The 17,074-nt window shown below is 61.3% G+C and carries 11 protein-coding genes; 5 read left to right on the top strand and 6 right to left on the bottom strand.

Features of this window, described 5'->3' with window-relative positions; all coding sequences use genetic code 11:
• Positions 1–129 precede the first annotated feature (129 nt).
• From ligA to ACK6BI_RS20915, 4 genes are all read right to left on the bottom strand, one after another.
• A complete protein-coding gene (ligA, locus tag ACK6BI_RS20900) occupies positions 130–2,487 on the bottom strand; it encodes an NAD-dependent DNA ligase LigA (RefSeq protein WP_409318546.1) in 2,358 nt (785 codons plus the stop codon).
• An 86-nt stretch (positions 2,488–2,573) separates the two neighbouring features.
• Entirely contained in the window at positions 2,574–3,440 is an 867-nt protein-coding gene (zipA, locus tag ACK6BI_RS20905; protein ID WP_260522860.1) for a cell division protein ZipA, read from the bottom strand.
• Positions 3,441–3,700: 260 nt separating this feature from the next.
• A complete protein-coding gene (gene smc, locus ACK6BI_RS20910) occupies positions 3,701–7,189 on the bottom strand; it encodes a chromosome segregation protein SMC (RefSeq protein ID WP_409318547.1) in 3,489 nt (1,162 codons plus the stop codon).
• 2 nt (positions 7,190–7,191) lie between these two features.
• Complete coding sequence (locus tag ACK6BI_RS20915; RefSeq protein WP_065259722.1) at positions 7,192–7,851, bottom strand: GntR family transcriptional regulator; 660 nt, start codon at positions 7,849–7,851, stop codon at positions 7,192–7,194.
• A 266-nt stretch (positions 7,852–8,117) separates the two neighbouring features.
• Here ACK6BI_RS20915 and xdhA point away from each other — a divergent pair, with 266 nt between their 5' ends.
• The 4 genes from xdhA to guaD all read left to right on the top strand — a co-directional run bounded on the left by xdhA (position 8,118) and on the right by guaD (position 14,257).
• A complete protein-coding gene (xdhA, locus tag ACK6BI_RS20920; protein ID WP_409318548.1) occupies positions 8,118–9,572 on the top strand; it encodes a xanthine dehydrogenase small subunit in 1,455 nt (484 codons plus the stop codon).
• The gene (gene xdhB / locus ACK6BI_RS20925; RefSeq protein ID WP_409318549.1) at positions 9,565–11,964 is read left to right on the top strand and encodes a xanthine dehydrogenase molybdopterin binding subunit; all 2,400 of its coding nucleotides are present in this window, start codon (positions 9,565–9,567) and stop codon (positions 11,962–11,964) included. Before xdhA ends, xdhB begins: the two co-directional genes overlap by 8 nt.
• Positions 11,965–12,081: 117 nt before the next feature.
• On the top strand, positions 12,082–12,939 hold the full coding sequence (gene xdhC / locus ACK6BI_RS20930; RefSeq protein ID WP_409318550.1) for a xanthine dehydrogenase accessory protein XdhC: 858 nt from the start codon (positions 12,082–12,084) through the stop codon (positions 12,937–12,939).
• A gap of 13 nt (positions 12,940–12,952) precedes the next feature.
• Positions 12,953–14,257 (top strand): guanine deaminase, encoded by a 1,305-nt coding sequence (gene guaD, locus ACK6BI_RS20935; protein WP_409318551.1) that lies wholly within the window; start codon positions 12,953–12,955, stop codon positions 14,255–14,257.
• 155 nt (positions 14,258–14,412) lie between these two features.
• Here the strand turns inward: guaD and ACK6BI_RS20940 are convergent, their stop codons facing one another.
• Entirely contained in the window at positions 14,413–15,177 is a 765-nt protein-coding gene (locus ACK6BI_RS20940) for a GntR family transcriptional regulator (protein WP_065259727.1), read from the bottom strand.
• A 223-nt stretch (positions 15,178–15,400) separates the two neighbouring features.
• Here ACK6BI_RS20940 and ACK6BI_RS20945 point away from each other — a divergent pair, with 223 nt between their 5' ends.
• Positions 15,401–16,591, top strand: a complete 1,191-nt coding sequence (locus tag ACK6BI_RS20945) for a benzoate/H(+) symporter BenE family transporter (protein WP_409318552.1) — start codon at positions 15,401–15,403, stop codon at positions 16,589–16,591.
• Between the two features lie 40 nt (positions 16,592–16,631).
• Here the strand turns inward: ACK6BI_RS20945 and ACK6BI_RS20950 are convergent, their stop codons facing one another.
• Positions 16,632–16,970 (bottom strand): YggL family protein, encoded by a 339-nt coding sequence (locus ACK6BI_RS20950; protein WP_065259729.1) that lies wholly within the window; start codon positions 16,968–16,970, stop codon positions 16,632–16,634.
• Positions 16,971–17,074: the final 104 nt, after the last annotated feature.

Genomic DNA, 17,074 nt, shown 5'->3' on the forward strand with positions numbered 1-17,074 from the left:
CACCAAACCAGACCGGTTCCGGGCGAAAACCCCCGCGACGAAGAGGGCGGGGTGGGGGGGGGGGATCTCGCGCCGGCGGGGCGGCAAAGAACCAAAAAAGCGGGGGGACCCCCCCCCCTCGCCACAGGATCAGACTGCCAGTCCGTGCCCTTTCAGGAACGCAACAAACGCCTCTTCATCCATCACCTTCACGCCCAGTTCATTGGCTTTGGTCAGTTTCGAACCGGCACCCGGCCCAGCGACCACGCAATGGGTCTTGGCCGACACGGAACCGGCAACCTTGGCGCCAAGGCTTTCCAGATGCGCCTTCGCCACATCACGGCTCATCAGCTCGACCTTGCCGGTCAGTACCCAGGTTTCGCCGGCCAGTGGCAGGCCTTCGACGACTTTTTTCTCGCTCTGCCAGTGCATGCCGAAATCGCGCAACTGCTGCTCGGCAGACTCCGCCAGCTGACGATGCTCAGGCAAGGCGAAAAACTCCCGAACCGAGTTGGCCTGTTTCTCCGGCAATGCCTGACGCATGTCCAACCAGTCGGCGGTCATCACCCCTTCCAGCGTTTCGAACTTGTCAGCCAGCTTCTGCGCCCCGCCCGGCCCGACCGAAGGAATGTGCAGCTTGTCGAGCAAGCCGCCCAATGTGGTACTCGCGGCAAACTCGGCCCCCAGCTCTCCCTGATCCTGAATCTGCAGACCGTGGCCCAACAGTTCGGTGATCACCTGCTGGTTGTGCGCATCCTCAAAGAAGCTGTGGATCTCGTGCGCCACTTCCAGGCCGATGTCCGGCAGGTACGTCAGCACTTGCGGCAAGGCTTGCCGGACACGCTCCAGCGAACCCAGCGAACGTGCCAGCACCTTGGCGGTCTCCTCACCGACATCCGGGATGCCCAGCGCATAGATGAATCGCGCCAGACCCGGCTTCTTGCTGTCTTCGATGGCGGCCAGCAACTTGTTGCTCGACACCTCGGCAAAGCCTTCCAGGTCGACGATGTCTTCGAACTTCAGCGCATAAAGATCCGCTGGCGAGCTGACCAGGCCTTCATCGACCAGTTGCTCGACGCTCTTGTCACCGAGGCCTTCGATGTCCATCGCCCGACGGGAGACGAAGTGAATGATCGCCTGCTTGAGCTGCGCACCGCAGGCCAGTCGGCCTACACAGCGATACACCGCACCTTCGCTGATGGTTTCCTTGCCCTTGCTGCGCTTGACCAGTTGCGTGCGCTCGACGTGAGAGCCGCACACCGGGCAGCTTTCGGGAATCTGCACAGGTCGTGCGTCCTCGGGGCGGCGCTCGATGACCACTTGCACCACTTGTGGAATCACGTCGCCGGCGCGGCGAATGATCACCGTATCGCCAATCATCAGGCCCAGTCGTGCGACTTCGTCCATGTTGTGCAGCGTGGCGTTGGCCACGGTAACGCCGGCAACCTTCACCGGCTTCAGACGTGCCACCGGGGTCACGGCGCCGGTACGGCCGACCTGGAACTCCACGTCGAGCAACTCGGTGAGTTCTTCCATGGCCGGGAACTTGTGCGCGATCGCCCAACGCGGTTCGCGTGCGCGAAAGCCGAGTTCGCGCTGGTCGGCAATGCTGTTGACCTTGAACACCACACCATCGATTTCATAGGCCAGCGCATTCCGGCGCTCACCGATATCGCGGTAGTAATCAAGGCACTCGCCAATGCCTTTGGCCAGTTTCAATTCATGACTGATCGGCATCCCCCAGGCCTGCAGTTGCTTGAGGTTGCCGATGTGGGTGTCGGCGATGTCGTGGGACACCTGGCCGATGCCGTAGCAACAGAACTCCAGCGGACGGTTGGCGGTGATCTTCGAATCCAGCTGACGCAGGCTGCCGGCCGCGGCGTTCCGCGGGTTGGCGAAGGTCTTGCCGCCGACTTCCAGTTGCGACGCATTGAGACGTTCGAAACCGGCCTTGGACATGAACACTTCGCCGCGCACTTCCAGCGTCGCCGGCCAGCCGCTGCCGTGCAGCTTCAACGGAATGTTGCGCACGGTGCGCACATTGACGCTGATGTCTTCGCCGGTGGTGCCGTCGCCGCGTGTGGCGCCACGCACCAGCAGGCCATCCTGATACAACAGGCTGACTGCCAGGCCGTCGAGTTTCGGCTCGCAGCTGTATTCCACCGCCGCGCCACCACCGAACAGATCACCGGCCGGCAGATCCAGGCCCTCGGTCACCCGGCGGTCGAACTCGCGCATGTCGGTTTCTTCGAAGGCGTTGCCGAGGCTGAGCATCGGCACTTCGTGGCGCACCTGCGTGAACGCGGTCAGTGCCACGCTGCCGACGCGCTGGGTCGGCGAATCGTTGGTGACCAACTCCGGATTGGCCGCTTCCAGCGCCTTGAGCTCGTGAAACAACCGGTCGTACTCGGCATCCGGAATGCTCGGCTCATCAAGGACGTGGTAACGGTAGTTGTGCTGATCGAGTTCGGCACGCAGCTCTAGAATGCGGTCTTTGGCGGCAGTCATGGGTGTTCTCTCATAAAGCAAAAGAGCAGCCGAGGCTGCTCAATCTGTTTGCCGATTGCCTCTTTGTCGCGAGGCAACCTTTTCAATCAACGCTTCTGGGTCAGGGCGCGGCGTTCGAATTCGACGATGCGCTGACGATAGTGCTCGATGGTTTGCGCGGTCAGGACGCTGCGCTGGTCATCTTTCAATTCGCCATTCAGTTCCTGGGACAGCTTGCGGGCTGCCGCAACCATCACGTCAAACGCCTGCTTCGGATGGCGTGGACCTGGCAGACCGAGGAAGAAGCTCACCGCCGGCGTGCTGAAATGGTCGATGTCGTCCAGATCGAAGATGCCCGGCTTCACCGCGTTGGCCATGGAGAACAGCACTTCGCCGTTGCCGGCCATGCTTTCGTGACGGTGGAAGATGTCCATCTCGCCAAAACGCAGACCGCTTTCCAGAATGTTCTGCAACAATGCCGGGCCTTTGAAGCCGGCCGGGTCGCGGCAGATCACGCTGATCACCAGCACTTCTTCGGCCTGTGGCTGATCCTTGTCGGCAACGGCCGGCGACGACTTGGCGACAGGCTCGACGAAATCTTCGTCACGACTGCTGAAGCTCGGGCCGCCATCCAGGTCCAGATCAAGGTTCAAATCACCCTGGGCCGGACCGCCGCTGGAACGTTTGCTGCGCTTGGAGCCGGATTCGCGAGGCTCGCGCGGTTCGCGGGCCGGCATGCTCACCGATGGCAGGTCGTGTTCATCCAGCTGCGGCTCTTTATGGGTATCCAGTACGCGGGCCGGGCCCAGCAACTCGGCGCTGGTGTCCTCGTCCGGCAGGTTGGACAGACTTCGGTCAAGACGGAATTTCAGTTTTCCCTTGCCGCCGCGCATACGGCGCCAGCCATCGAAAAGAATACCGGCTATCACAATGATGCCGATGACGATCAGCCACTCGCGCAGACCGATTTCCATGTAATCCCGTGCCTCTATGAAAAATGCTGAAAAATAAGGGGTTTACATTGTGCAAACCGCTTTAAAACGTGGCGCCAACTCTATGTTCTGACAGGCGTTTTGCCCACGTATACGAAAAATTGACATTAAACTAGCACGACCAAAGACAACTTTACACCGTCTGTCGAAATCGCCGCGCAAATTGTGGGCTCGCTTCGTTCAAGCTTCGAGTTGCAGGCTTCGAGCTGACAGCTTGAAGCTCGTCGCGCGAAGCTGAGCCGCTAGGCGTCCACCATCGCCATCGCCTCCTCGACATCCACGGCCACCAGTCGCGAACACCCCGGTTCGTGCATCGTCACGCCCATCAACTGGTCGGCCATTTCCATGGCGATCTTGTTGTGGGTGATATAGATGAACTGCACGGACTGCGACATCTCTTTGACCAATCGTGCGTAGCGTCCAACGTTAGCGTCATCCAGTGGCGCGTCAACCTCATCGAGCATGCAGAACGGCGCCGGATTCAACTTGAAGATCGCAAAAACCAGTGCCAGTGCGGTCAGGGCCTTTTCGCCGCCGGAAAGCAAATGGATGGTGCTGTTCTTCTTTCCGGGCGGTTGCGCCATGATCGTCACCCCTGTATCGAGTAGATCTTCGCCCGTCAGTTCCAAATACGCGCGCCCGCCACCGAAAACTTTCGGGAAAAGCGCCTGTAAACCGCCATTGATCTGATCAAAGGTATCTTTGAAACGATTGCGGGTTTCCTTGTCGATCTTGCGGATGACGTTCTCGAGTGTCTCAAGAGCCTCCACCAGGTCGGCGTCCTGAGCATCCAGATAACGTTTACGCTCTGATTGTTGCGTGTATTCATCGATCGCCGCGAGGTTGATCGCGCCCAGGCGCTGAATGCGTGCGGCGATGCGTTCCAGTTCTTCTTCGGCCTCCTTCTCACTGGCCTCGGCGCTCAAGGTTTCGAGCACGCCGTGCAAATCGTAGCCGTCTTCCAGCAGTTGATCCTGCAAGGCCTTGCGGCGCACGGTCAGGGCCTGCCATTCCATGCGTTGCTGTTCGAGCTGGCCACGGATCAGTTGCGATTGCTGCTCGGCCTGGCTCCGGCGTTTTTCCGCGTCGCGCAGTTCGCGGTCGGCGTCTTCCAGGGCAATCTGGGCGGTCTTGAGTTCATCGTCGACGCTCATGCGCTTTTCAAGCAACTCTTCGAGTTTGAGGCGCAGCTCTTCCAGCGGCGCCTCGCCCTCCTCCAGATTCAGGCTGAGCTGTTCACGTTTTTCAGTCAGGCGCTCGGCCTGCATTTCCAGACGCTCCAGCGCCTGGCGTGTCGAATCATGCTGCGCACGCAACGAGCCGAGGCGCACGGCCAATTGATGGGCATGATCCTTGTGCTGACGCGCTTCCTGACGCACGCGGTCGAGGCGTTCGCGCAGACTGTCACGCTGGGCCAGCAGCAACTCGCGCTGTTCGGTGTCGAGGGCCATGGCGTCGAGAGCGTCCTGCAACTGGATCCGCGCTTCGCCGATGTTTTCGTGCTCCAGCTCGCGCTGCTCGGCGAGCTCGACCAGTTCTTCATCAAGACGAGTACGACGCAGGTTCAACTGCTCGGCTTTGGCTTTGCCGGCAGATAACTGGGCTTTCAGTTCACCCTGCTGACGGGCTTCGTCTTGCAGCAAACGGCGCAAATGTTCGCGGCCGTTTTCCTGCTGACGCTGTTGCGCGCGCAAGGTTTGCAAACGGGCTTCCATGGCCTCGACCGTCGCTTCGCGTTCTTCGCGCTCCAGATGCAGCGCTTCGATTTCCTGACCACGGGCGAGCATGCCGCTTTCGGCTTCGCTGGCACGGCGCACCCGCAGGAAATGCCGGCCGACCCAGTAACCGTCGCGGCTGATCAGGCTTTGCCCGGCGCCCAATTGGCCGCGCAGGGCCAGCGCCTGCTCGAGGTTGTCGACCGGTTTGACCTGAGCGAGCCACGGTGACAAATCAACCAGCGCCTCGACCTTATCCAGCAGGCTGCCGGCCACGCGCACGCCATCGTTGCCGGGGCTGAGCAAACGCAGATCACCCTGGGCAAAACCGGACAGGTCGAAACCAGCGAAATCATCCACCAGCACCGCTTGCAGGTCGGCGCCGAGCACGGTTTCCACCGCCAGCTCCCAACCGGCCTCGACCTTCAGGCCTTCGGCCAGGCGCGGGCGCTCGGCGAGGTTGTGTTCCTTCAGCCATTCGGCAGTGCCGGTGCCTGGATCGAGCGCGGCCTGTTGCAAGGCTTCGAGGGACGCGAGGCGACCGTTGAGGCGCTGCAGATCGCCCTGCGCCTGTTGTTGTGCGGTCAACGCCTGCTGCAACTCCTGGCGCAGTTGCTCAAGTTTTTCGACCTGAGCCTCTTCACTGGTCTGCAAATCTTCGAGAGTGGCTTCGGACTCGGCGAGTTGTTCGCTGAGCTCCATCATCGCCGCGTCTTCCGGGTCGGCCGACAGCAACGCCCGCTCTTCAGCCAGACGCTTTTGCCGATCGGCCAGACGCTCCAGGCTGGTTTCCAGCTGTTGAATGCGTGACTGCTGCACTTCAGCCTGACGACGCGGTTCGGCGGCGGTCAGGTTGAAGGCGTCCCACTGTTCCTGCCAGCCATGCATGACGGATTCGGAATCTTCCAGCGCCGCAGCGGCTTCCTCGGCGGCAGCGTTGGTGACTTCCTGCTCGGGAGTCAGCTGATCGAGTTCTTCACCGAGGGTCAGCAACAGCGTGCGGTCGTGCCCCAGGTGCGATTCGGTTTCGAGGCGTGCACGTTCGGCTTCCTTCAGATCATCCTGCAATTGGCGCAAGCGCTGCTGGCCGTGCTGGATGCTCTGTTCGACCCGGGCAATGTCGCCACCGACCGAATAGAAGCGCCCCTGCACCAGATTGAAGCGCTCGGACAGGTCATGGTGACCGTCGCGCAGGCGCTCAATCGCCGCGTCGGCGTTGCGTTGCTCGGCGACCAGCGCTTCGAAGCTGATTTCCTGGTTGCCGATGATCGATTCGCGCTGGCCGACCTGATCGTTCAGGTCCTGCCAGCGCAAGGCCGACAGTTGTGCCTTGAGCTGGCGCTCTTCGGCCTTGAATTCCTGATACTTCCTGGCCGCCTCGGCCTGACGGTGCAAGCGTTCGAGCTGGCGCTCGAGCTCTTCGCGCAGGTCGGTCAGACGGGCAAGGTTTTCGTGGGTGCGACGGATGCGGTTTTCCGTTTCGCGCCGGCGTTCCTTGTACTTGGAGATGCCGGCGGCTTCTTCGATGAAATTGCGCAGGTCTTCCGGCTTGGATTCGATGAGCTTGGAGATCATCCCCTGCTCGATGATCGAGTAGCTGCGCGGACCGAGGCCGGTGCCGAGGAAAATGTCGGTGATGTCGCGACGACGGCATTTGGCGCCGTTGAGGTAATAAGTCGTCTGGCTGTCGCGGGTCACTTTGCGTCGGATCGAAATTTCCGCATATGCCGCCCACTCGCCCAGCAACGTGCCGTCGGAGTTGTCGAACACCAGCTCGATGCTTGCCTGGCTCACCGGTTTGCGGCTGGTCGAGCCATTGAAGATGACGTCGGTCATCGACTCGCCACGCAGGTTTTTGGCCGAACTTTCGCCCATCACCCAGCGTACGGCGTCGATGATGTTCGACTTGCCGCAACCGTTCGGCCCGACGACTGCCGCCATGTTGCTGGGGAAATTCACCGTGGTCGGGTCGACGAAGGATTTGAACCCCGCCAGTTTGATGCACTTGAGGCGCAAGGTCAGGCAACCGTCAGGGCGGACACCACCAGATCGCAGCTGCGCTGGGCGTAAGCCGTCAGCACGATGCGGATCTGCGGCAGGTCACGGGCGAGGACGGCGGCCAGCAAGCGCTCGAACAGCTCGAGGAACTCGCTCATCTCGGCCTTGCGCTGTTCCAGCGCGAGGAAATACGCACGGCTCATGGCCGGTTGCAGGTTTTCGACGGTTTCCTGCAGGTACGGGTTGTTGGCGAACGGATACGCGGCGCGCATCACGTTGAAGCTGTCATCGACGAAGGTGCGGATGTCCTGACGCTCGTAGCTGGCAGTCAGGCGCTGCTGGATCTGCACGAACGGCGCCATGTCGGCCTGGACTTGCCAGCCGTTGGCTACTGCGTTGCCGAGCAGGATGTACAGCTCGCTCATCAACGTGCACAGGCTCTGCACCTTGTGCGCCGTCAGCTCGGTGACGTGGGCACCGCGGCGCGGCAGGATCGCGATCAGATGACGGCGTTCGAGGATCAGCAAGGCTTCGCGAACCGAGCCGCGGCTGACGTTCAGCGCCAGCGTGACCTTCTGTTCCTGGATGCGTTCTCCCGGCTTCATTTCGCCGCGAATGATCCGTTCGGCGAGGTGGTGAGCGATTTGCTCGGCGAGGCTGTCCGGCGCCTTGAACGTCATGGTTGTCCTTCAAACTCTTCGATCTGCACAAGCGGCGCAGTGTAGCGCAATGCGCGTTCATGGCGGAGTGCCCGCACAGCGGTTTTTGGCACGAATCCCGCAAAAAAGCGCTTGATCCCATGTGGGTCAATACTGAAGAGAACGGTTGTAAAGCGACAAAACGTCTTTTCCTGACCTTTAAGTCAGAAAACCATTGACCGAAAAGTCAGACCTGCTAAATTCGGCTCAAGTCGCTTAACAACAATAATGAGTCTGCGAGGCCTTCCGTGATCCAGTTTTTACTCAACCAGGAACTCCGTAGCGAGCACGCCCTGGACCCGAACCTGACTGTGCTCAACTACCTGCGTGAACACGTGGGCAAACCCGGCACCAAAGAAGGCTGCGCCAGCGGAGACTGCGGCGCCTGTACGGTGGTGGTCGGCGAGTTGCAGACGGATGACGACGGCCGCGAGCATATTCGCTATCGCAGCCTCAACTCCTGCCTGACGTTCGTTTCGTCGCTGCACGGCAAGCAACTGATCAGCGTCGAAGACCTCAAGCACAAGGGCGAATTGCATAGCGTGCAGAAAGCCATGGTCGAGTGCCACGGCTCGCAGTGCGGTTTCTGCACCCCCGGCTTCGTGATGTCGCTGTTCGCCCTGCAAAAGAACAGCGATGCACCGGATCATGCCAAGGCCCACGAAGCGCTGGCCGGCAACCTCTGCCGCTGCACCGGCTACCGGCCGATTCTGGCTGCCGCCGAACAAGCCTGCTGCGGCAAGCAACCGGACCAGTTCGACACCCGGGAAGCGCAAACCATCGCTCGCCTCAAAGCCATTGCCCCGAGCGATATCGGCGAACTCAACAGCGGCGACAAACGCTGCCTGGTGCCGCTGACCGTGGCCGATCTAGCCGACCTCTACGACGCCTATCCACAAGCCCGGTTGCTGGCCGGCGGCACCGATCTGGCGCTGGAAGTCACGCAGTTCCACCGCACCCTGCCGGTGATGATCTACGTCGGCAATGTCGCCGAAATGAAGCGCATCGAGCGTTTTGATGATCGCCTCGAAATCGGCGCGGCCACTGCCCTTTCCGACTGCTATGAAGCGTTGAATGCCGAGTACCCGGACTTCGGTGAACTGCTGCATCGCTTCGCCTCGCTGCAGATCCGCAACCAGGGCACCCTGGGCGGCAACATCGGCAACGCTTCGCCGATCGGGGACTCGCCACCGCTGCTGATCGCCCTCGGCGCGCAGATCGTCCTGCGCAAGGGCGAAACCCGCCGTACGTTGAACCTGGAAGATTACTTCATCGATTACCGGGTCACCGCACGCCAGGAAAGCGAGTTCATCGAGAAAATCATCGTCCCTCGTGCCACTGCCGAGCAGCGTTTCCGAGCCTATAAAGTCTCCAAGCGCCTGGACGATGACATCTCCGCCGTTTGCGCCGCGTTCAACCTGCGCATCGAGAACGGTGTGATCACCGATGCCCGCGTCGCCTTCGGCGGCATGGCCGCGATCCCGAAACGCGCCGCACACTGTGAAGCCGTGCTGCTCGGTCAGCCGTTCAATAACGCCGTTATCGAGCGTGCCTGCACCGCGCTGGGCGAGGACTTCACCCCGCTCTCGGACTTCCGCGCCAGCAAGGAATACCGCCTGCTCAGCGCGCAGAACCTGCTGCGCAAATACTTCATCGAACTGCAAACACCGCACATCGAGACTCGGGTGACCGCTTATGTCTAACCATCACGGCGTAGAGAAAACACAAGCTGAACTGGCTGAACTGTTCGCCAGGGACCTGACCACCGGCGTCGGCCGCAGCGTCAAGCACGACAGCGCCGCCAAGCATGTGTCCGGTGAAGCGCAGTACATCGATGACCGCCTGGAATTCCCCAATCAGCTGCACGTTTACGCACGGCTGTCGGATCGCGCCCACGCGAAAATCATCAGCATCGACACCAAACCCTGCTACGCCTTCGAAGGCGTACGCATCGCCATCACCCACGAAGACGTGCCGGGTCTGAAAGACATCGGCCCGCTGCTGCCCGGCGACCCGCTGCTGGCCATCGATGACGTGCAGTTCGTCGGTCAGCCGGTACTGGCCGTGGCGGCCAGGGATCTGGAAACCGCACGCAAGGCCGCCATGGCCGCGATCATCGAATACGAAGACCTGGAACCGGTGCTGGACGTGGTCGAAGCCCTGCGCAAGCGCCACTTCGTGCTTGAAAGCCACACCCATCAGCGTGGCGACTCGACCAATGCGCTGGCTACGGCTGAACATCGCCTGCAAGGCACGCTGCACATCGGCGGACAGGAACACTTCTACCTGGAGACGCAGATCTCCTCGGTGATGCCGACTGAAGACGGCGGCATGATCGTCTACTGCTCGACCCAGAACCCCACCGAAGTGCAGAAACTGGTGGCCGAAGTTCTTGACGTGTCGATGAACAAGATCGTCGTCGACATGCGCCGCATGGGCGGTGGTTTCGGCGGCAAGGAAACCCAGGCCGCGAGCCCGGCGTGCCTGTGCGCCGTGGTCGCGCACCTCACCGGCCAGCCGACCAAGATGCGTCTGCCACGGGTCGAAGACATGCTGATGACCGGCAAGCGTCACCCGTTCTATGTCGAGTACGACGTCGGTTTCGACAGCACCGGGCGCCTGCACGGGATTGCGATGGATCTGGCCGGCAACTGTGGCTGCTCGCCTGACCTGTCGGCTTCTATCGTCGACCGGGCCATGTTTCACTCGGACAACTCGTACTACCTCGGCGACGCCACTATCAACGGTCACCGTTGCAAGACCAACACTGCGTCGAACACTGCGTATCGTGGTTTCGGCGGCCCGCAAGGGATGGTCGCGATCGAAGAAGTGATGGACGCGATCGCCCGCTATCTGAATCTCGATCCGCTGGCCGTGCGCAAGGCCAACTACTATGGCAAGACCGAGCGCAATGTCACCCATTACTACCAGACCGTCGAGCACAACATGCTCGAGGAAATGACCGCCGAGCTGGAAGAAAGCAGCCAGTACGCCGAGCGCCGCGAAGCGATCCGTCGCTACAACGCCAACAGCCCGATCCTGAAAAAAGGCCTGGCGCTGACCCCGGTGAAATTCGGCATTTCCTTCACCGCCAGCTTCCTCAACCAGGCCGGCGCCCTGGTGCACGTCTACACCGACGGCAGCATTCACCTGAACCACGGCGGCACGGAAATGGGTCAGGGCCTGAATACCAAAGTCGCGCAGGTCGTGGCCGAAGTGTTCCAGGTGGAAATGGACCGCGTGCAGATCACCGCGACCAACACCGACAAGGTGCCGAACACCTCACCGACAGCGGCGTCCAGCGGTGCCGACCTCAACGGCAAGGCCGCGCAGAACGCAGCGGAAACCATCAAGAAACGTCTCGTCGAATTCGCCGCGCGGCACTACAAGGTCAGCGAAGAAGACGTGGAGTTCCACAATGGTCATGTCCGCGTTCGCGACCACATCATGACCTTCGAAGCGCTGATCCAGCTGGCGTATTTCAATCAGGTCTCGCTGTCGAGCACCGGGTTCTACAAGACCCCGAAAATCTACTACGACCGCAGCCAGGCCCGTGGCCGGCCGTTCTACTACTTCGCCTTCGGTGCGGCGTGTTGCGAAGTGATCGTCGACACCCTGACCGGCGAATACAAGATGCTGCGCACCGACATCCTGCACGACGTCGGCGCCTCGCTGAACCCGGCCATCGATATCGGCCAGGTCGAGGGCGGCTTCGTCCAGGGCATGGGCTGGCTGACCATGGAAGAACTGGTGTGGAACAACAAGGGCAAGCTGATGACCAACGGCCCGGCCAGCTACAAGATCCCGGCCGTGGCAGACATGCCGCTGGATTTGCGGGTGAAGCTGGTGGAAAACCGCAAGAACCCGGAAGACACAGTGTTCCACTCCAAGGCTGTGGGTGAGCCGCCGTTCATGCTCGGCATCGCCGCGTGGTGTGCGATCAAGGATGCGGTGGCCAGCCTTGGCGACTACAAGCACCAACCGAAGATCGACGCGCCGGCGACCCCGGAGCGGGTGCTGTGGGGGTGCGAGCAGATGCGTCAGCTCAAGGCGGTCAAGGCCGTCGAGGCTGAAACCGAGCTGGCTCCACTCTAGGACAGAGGCGCGGCCATCGCGAGCAGACTCGCTCCCACATTTGGAATGCATTTCCCTGTGGGAGCGAGCCTGCTCGCGAAGAGGCCCGAACAGACAACGACGTTGTAGGGGTGAACTATGTACAACTGGATCGACGCCCTCGCCGACCTGCAGAACCAGGGCGAACCCTGCGTTCTGGTGACCATCATCGAAGAGCTCGGCTCGACGCCGCGCAATGCCGGCTCGAAAATGGTCGTCAGCGCCCGCCAGACGTTCGACACCATCGGTGGCGGGCACCTGGAATACAAAGCCATGCAGATCGCCCGCGAGATGCTCGCCAGCGGCAGGCAGGACACCCACCTGGAGCGCTTCAGCCTCGGCGCCAGCCTCGGCCAGTGCTGCGGCGGCGCCACGGTATTGCTGTTCGAGCCGATGGGCCAGGTGCAGGCGCAGATCGCCGTGTTCGGCGCCGGTCATGTCGGTCGCGCACTGGTTCCCTTGCTCGCCAGTCTGCCGTGCCGGGTACGTTGGATCGATTCCCGGGAAGAGGAATTTCCCGCACAGATTCCCCACGGCGTGCGCAAGATCGTCGCCGAGGAACCGGTGGACGAAGTCGACGACCTGCCCGCCGGCAGCTACTGCATCGTCATGACCCACAACCATCAGCTGGACCTGGAACTCACCGCCGCGATCCTCAAGCGCAACGACTTCACCTGGTTCGGCCTGATCGGCTCGAAAACCAAGCGCGCCAAGTTCGAACACCGCCTGCGTGACCGTGGTTTCGACGCCAGTGTCGTGCAACGCATGCGCTGCCCGATGGGCATCAGCGAAGTCAAAGGCAAGTTGCCTGTGGAAATCGCCATCTCCATCGCCGGCGAAATCATCGCCACCTATAACGCCAATTTCGGCCAGCACACCGCCAGCGCCGAACCGATTGCCAAACTGCTGCCGGTTTCGCGCCGCAGTCAGGCCGCCACACTCAAAGCCTCAAACTGATTAGAGAAATCTCATGCCTCTGACTCGCAAAGCCTACCGCGCCGCCATCCTGCACAGCATCGCCGACCCCGCCGAGGTCGGCATCGAAGCCTCCTACGAGTATTTCGAGGACGGCCTGCTGGTGGTCGATGGCGGCAAGATCAGCGCCCTCGGCCACGCCAGCGAACTGCTGCCGACCCTGCCGGCGGACATCGAGATTGTTCATCACAAGGATGCGCTGATCACCCCGGGCTTCATCGATACCCACATTCACCTGCCGCAGACCGGCATGGTCGGCGCCTACGGCGAGCAACTGCTGGACTGGCTGAACACCTACACTTTCCCGTGCGAAAGCCAGTTCGGCGACAAGGCCCACGCCGATGAAGTGGCGGACATCTTCATCAAGGAACTGCTGCGCAACGGCACCACCACCGCCCTGGTGTTCGGCAGCGTGCACCCGCAGTCGGTGAACTCGTTCTTCGAAGCGGCCGAGAAACTCGACCTGCGCATGATCGCCGGCAAGGTGATGATGGACCGCAACGCGCCGGACTACCTGACCGATACCGCTGAATCCAGCTACGTCGACAGCAAGGCACTGATCGAGCGCTGGCACGGCAAGGGGCGTCTGCACTACGCCGTGACCCCGCGCTTCGCCCCGACCAGCACCCCGGAACAACTGACCCTCGCCGGTCAATTGCTCACTGAATACCCGGATCTGTACATGCAGACCCACATCAGCGAGAACCTCAAGGAAATCGAGTGGGTCAAGGAACTGTTCCCGGAGCGCAAGGGTTACCTCGACGTCTACGATCACTACCAGTTGCTCGGCGAGCGCTCGGTGTTCGCCCATGGCGTGCACCTGTGCGACGACGAATGCGCCCGCCTGGCGCAAACCGGTTCGGCAATCTCGTTCTGCCCGACCTCGAATTTCTTCCTCGGCAGCGGCCTGTTCAACCTGCCGATGGCCGAGAAGCACAAGCTGAACGTCGGTCTTGGCACGGATGTGGGCGGCGGCACCAGTTTCTCGCTGCTGCAGACCCTGAACGAAGCCTACAAGGTGATGCAGCTGCAAGGCGCGCGCCTGAGCCCGTTCAAGTCGCTGTACCTGGCCACCCTCGGCGGCGCCCGGGCACTGCGTCTGGAAGACAAGATCGGCAACCTGCAACCGGGCTCCGACGCCGACTTCCTGGTGCTGGACTACAACGCCACGCCGCTGCTGAGCTATCGCCTGAAGCAGGCCAACAACATTGCCGAGACGTTGTTCGTGCTGATGACACTGGGCGATGACCGCACGGTTGCCCAGACCTATGCAGCGGGCGCGCTGGTGCATCAGCGCTGAGTTTTCCGCAGACAAAAAAATCCCCCGGTGGCGTTCAGCTCCGGGGGATTTTTATTGCCTGTCAGAAAGTCTTCGCGGGCAAGCCCGCTCCCACAGAGGAATGCATTTCAAATGTGGGAGCGGGCCTGCCCGCGAATGCCGCGACTCGGTGCCAGTTAGAGCTTGGCCGCCGGACGCCCCGGCTTCCGGGTCTGCAACAGGTGCGAGAACACTGCGTGCAGATCATCCGAAGCGCTTTCCTCATCGAGGTTGAGCTTGCTGTCGATGTGATCCATGTGGTGCATCATCAGGTCCACCGCCAGTTCGCCGTTGCGCGCTTCGATGGCGTCGATCAACTGGGTGTGTTCGTCATAGGAACAGTGTGAACGGTTGCCGCTTTCATATTGGGCAATGATCAGCGAGGTCTGCGAAACCAGGCTGCGCTGGAAGCTGATCAGAGGCGCATTCTTCGCCGCTTCGGCCAGTTTCAGGTGGAATTCGCCCGAGAGACGGATGCCGGCGCCGCGATCACCACGGGAGAAACTGTCACGTTCGTCGTTGACCATCTGCCGCAGTTCGGCGATCTGTTCGGCGGTGGCGTGTTGCACCGCCAGCTCGGTGATCGCGCGTTCCACCAGACGCCGGGCGAGGAACACCTGACGCGCCTCTTCGACGCTCGGGCTCGCCACCACCGCGCCACGGTTCGGCCGCAAAAGCACCACGCCTTCGTGAGCCAGACGCGAGAGCGCTCGGCGAATGATGGTGCGGCTGACCCCAAAAATTTCCCCCAGCGCTTCTTCGCTCAACTTTGTACCGGGCGCCAGGCGCTGTTCGAGGATGGCCTCGAAGATATGCGCATAGACAATATCGTCCTGGGTTCCGCTGCGGCCGGCTTTGCCTGCTCGCGGTTGTTTCTTGAGGGGTTGCAACTGTTCGTTCATGGGCACTCGAGTCGGAAGAACTGCGGCGAATTGACCGTGACTGTAATACGGCACAGTGGGTCGCTGGCAAGTATCGCGTAAAAAACAGCGCGATTGTACACAATGGAAGGTGGCAACACGACTGTACGGCTGTTTGTGACTTCGGCTGTATTGCAACGCATCGTTACGTTTGAGTTTAGGCTTAAACCCGAAATCCGTGGCTTGAACAAGGAACGCCGCTGTCATGAACGAAATCACCCACACCCGACTGCGCCCCTTCGCGGACACATCGCCCTCCGCCATCGTCGCCGGATTCATCGCGATGATGACCGGCTACACCAGTTCGCTGGTGCTGATGTTCCAGGCCGGCCAGGCGGCGGGCCTGAGCAGCGGGCAGATTTCTTCGTGGATCTGGGCGATCTCCATCGGCATGGCGGTGTGTTCGATCGGTCTTTCCCTGCGTTATCGCACGCCGATCACCATCGCCTGGTCGACACCCGGCGCGGCCTTGCTGATCACCAGTCTCGGCGGCGTGACCTATGGCGAAGCCATCGGCGCCTACATCACCTGCGCGTTGCTGGTGACGATCTGCGGCCTGACCGGCAGCTTCGAACGGCTGGTGAAAAAGATCCCGGCTTCCCTAGCCGCCGCGTTGCTGGCAGGGATTCTGTTCAAGATCGGCAGCGAAATCTTCGTTGCGGCGCAACATCGTACCGGCCTGGTACTGGGGATGTTCTTCACTTACCTGCTGGTCAAACGCCTGACACCACGCTACGCCGTGCTCGCCGCGCTGCTGATCGGTACTGCGCTTTCGGGCTTCATGGGGCTGCTGGACTTCAGCGGTTTTCACCTGGAAGTGGCGACACCGGTCTGGACGACACCGCACTTCTCGCTTGCCGCGACCATCAGCATCGGTGTTCCGTTGTTCGTGGTGGCGATGACCTCGCAGAACATGCCGGGCGTCGCCGTGCTGCGTGCCGACGGCTACAACGTGCCGGCCTCGCCGCTGATCACCACCACCGGAATCGCTTCGCTGCTGCTGGCGCCGTTCGGCTCCCATGGCATCAATCTGGCGGCGATCAGTGCGGCAATCTGCACCGGCCCCCATGCTCACGAGGATCGCAACAAACGCTACACCGCAGCGGTGTGGTGCGGGATTTTCTACGGGATCGCCGGGGTGTTCGGCGCCACGCTGGCGGCGCTGTTCGCCGCGCTGCCCAAGGAACTGGTGCTGTCGATTGCCGCGCTGGCGCTGTTCGGCTCGATCATCAACGGCTTGAGCATTGCCATGACTGAAGTGAAGGAACGGGAAGCGGCGCTGATCACCTTCATGGTCACGGCATCGGGGCTGACGCTGTTTTCCATCGGTTCGGCCTTCTGGGGGATTGTCGCGGGGGTGTTGACCTTGCTGATCCTGAACTGGCGCAAGGCATAAAAAAACGGCGACCCTCGGGTCGCCGTTCTTCATGTCGGAATCAAGCCTTGTTGATCGGCTTTTCCGGGTACCACACGTCCAGCAGCGGGCTGATTTCAGTATTGGTCAGCTCGGTGCGGGTTTTCAGCCAGGCTTCCACGGCAGCGCGCTGCTCTTCGGTAACCGAGCCACGCTTCTGCAGGCAAACCAGACCGAAGCCTTCGCCGCCGACATAGCCCAGACCGTTGGCGTCCAGAGCTTTGATGAAGGCTTCGAGGAAAGCATCAATGGCTTCTTCGGACAGATCTTCTTTGAAGTCCAGGTTCAGTTCGAAACCCAGCTCCTGGAATTCATCGACGCACAGTTTTTTGCGCAGACGCTGGGAACGGTTAGTCGCCATTGGAACAATCCTCTCAATAAATAACGGCCGGCACTTTACCAGTTTAAGCCGGCGATTGCCTGCCTATCCGGGACGAGCGTGCGACCACCCGTAAAAAAATAACC

This window comes from Pseudomonas sp. KCJK9016 (assembly GCF_046231795.1).
Classification (GTDB): domain Bacteria; phylum Pseudomonadota; class Gammaproteobacteria; order Pseudomonadales; family Pseudomonadaceae; genus Aquipseudomonas; species Aquipseudomonas bananamidigenes.

Bases quoted from the DNA above. Each gene is read 5' to 3' on its own strand.
- ACK6BI_RS20945 (WP_409318552.1), top strand. From the start codon at position 15,401: ATGAACGAAATCACCCACACCCGACTGCGCCCCTTCGCGGACACATCG.
- ACK6BI_RS20950 (WP_065259729.1), bottom strand. From the start codon at position 16,970: ATGGCGACTAACCGTTCCCAGCGTCTGCGCAAAAAACTGTGCGTCGAT.
- guaD (WP_409318551.1), top strand. From the start codon at position 12,953: ATGCCTCTGACTCGCAAAGCCTACCGCGCCGCCATCCTGCACAGCATC.
- ligA (WP_409318546.1), bottom strand. From the start codon at position 2,487: ATGACTGCCGCCAAAGACCGCATTCTAGAGCTGCGTGCCGAACTCGAT.
- xdhB (WP_409318549.1), top strand. From the start codon at position 9,565: ATGTCTAACCATCACGGCGTAGAGAAAACACAAGCTGAACTGGCTGAA.
- zipA (WP_260522860.1), bottom strand. From the start codon at position 3,440: ATGGAAATCGGTCTGCGCGAGTGGCTGATCGTCATCGGCATCATTGTG.
- ACK6BI_RS20915 (WP_065259722.1), bottom strand. From the start codon at position 7,851: ATGACGTTCAAGGCGCCGGACAGCCTCGCCGAGCAAATCGCTCACCAC.
- xdhC (WP_409318550.1), top strand. From the start codon at position 12,082: ATGTACAACTGGATCGACGCCCTCGCCGACCTGCAGAACCAGGGCGAA.
- ACK6BI_RS20940 (WP_065259727.1), bottom strand. From the start codon at position 15,177: ATGAACGAACAGTTGCAACCCCTCAAGAAACAACCGCGAGCAGGCAAA.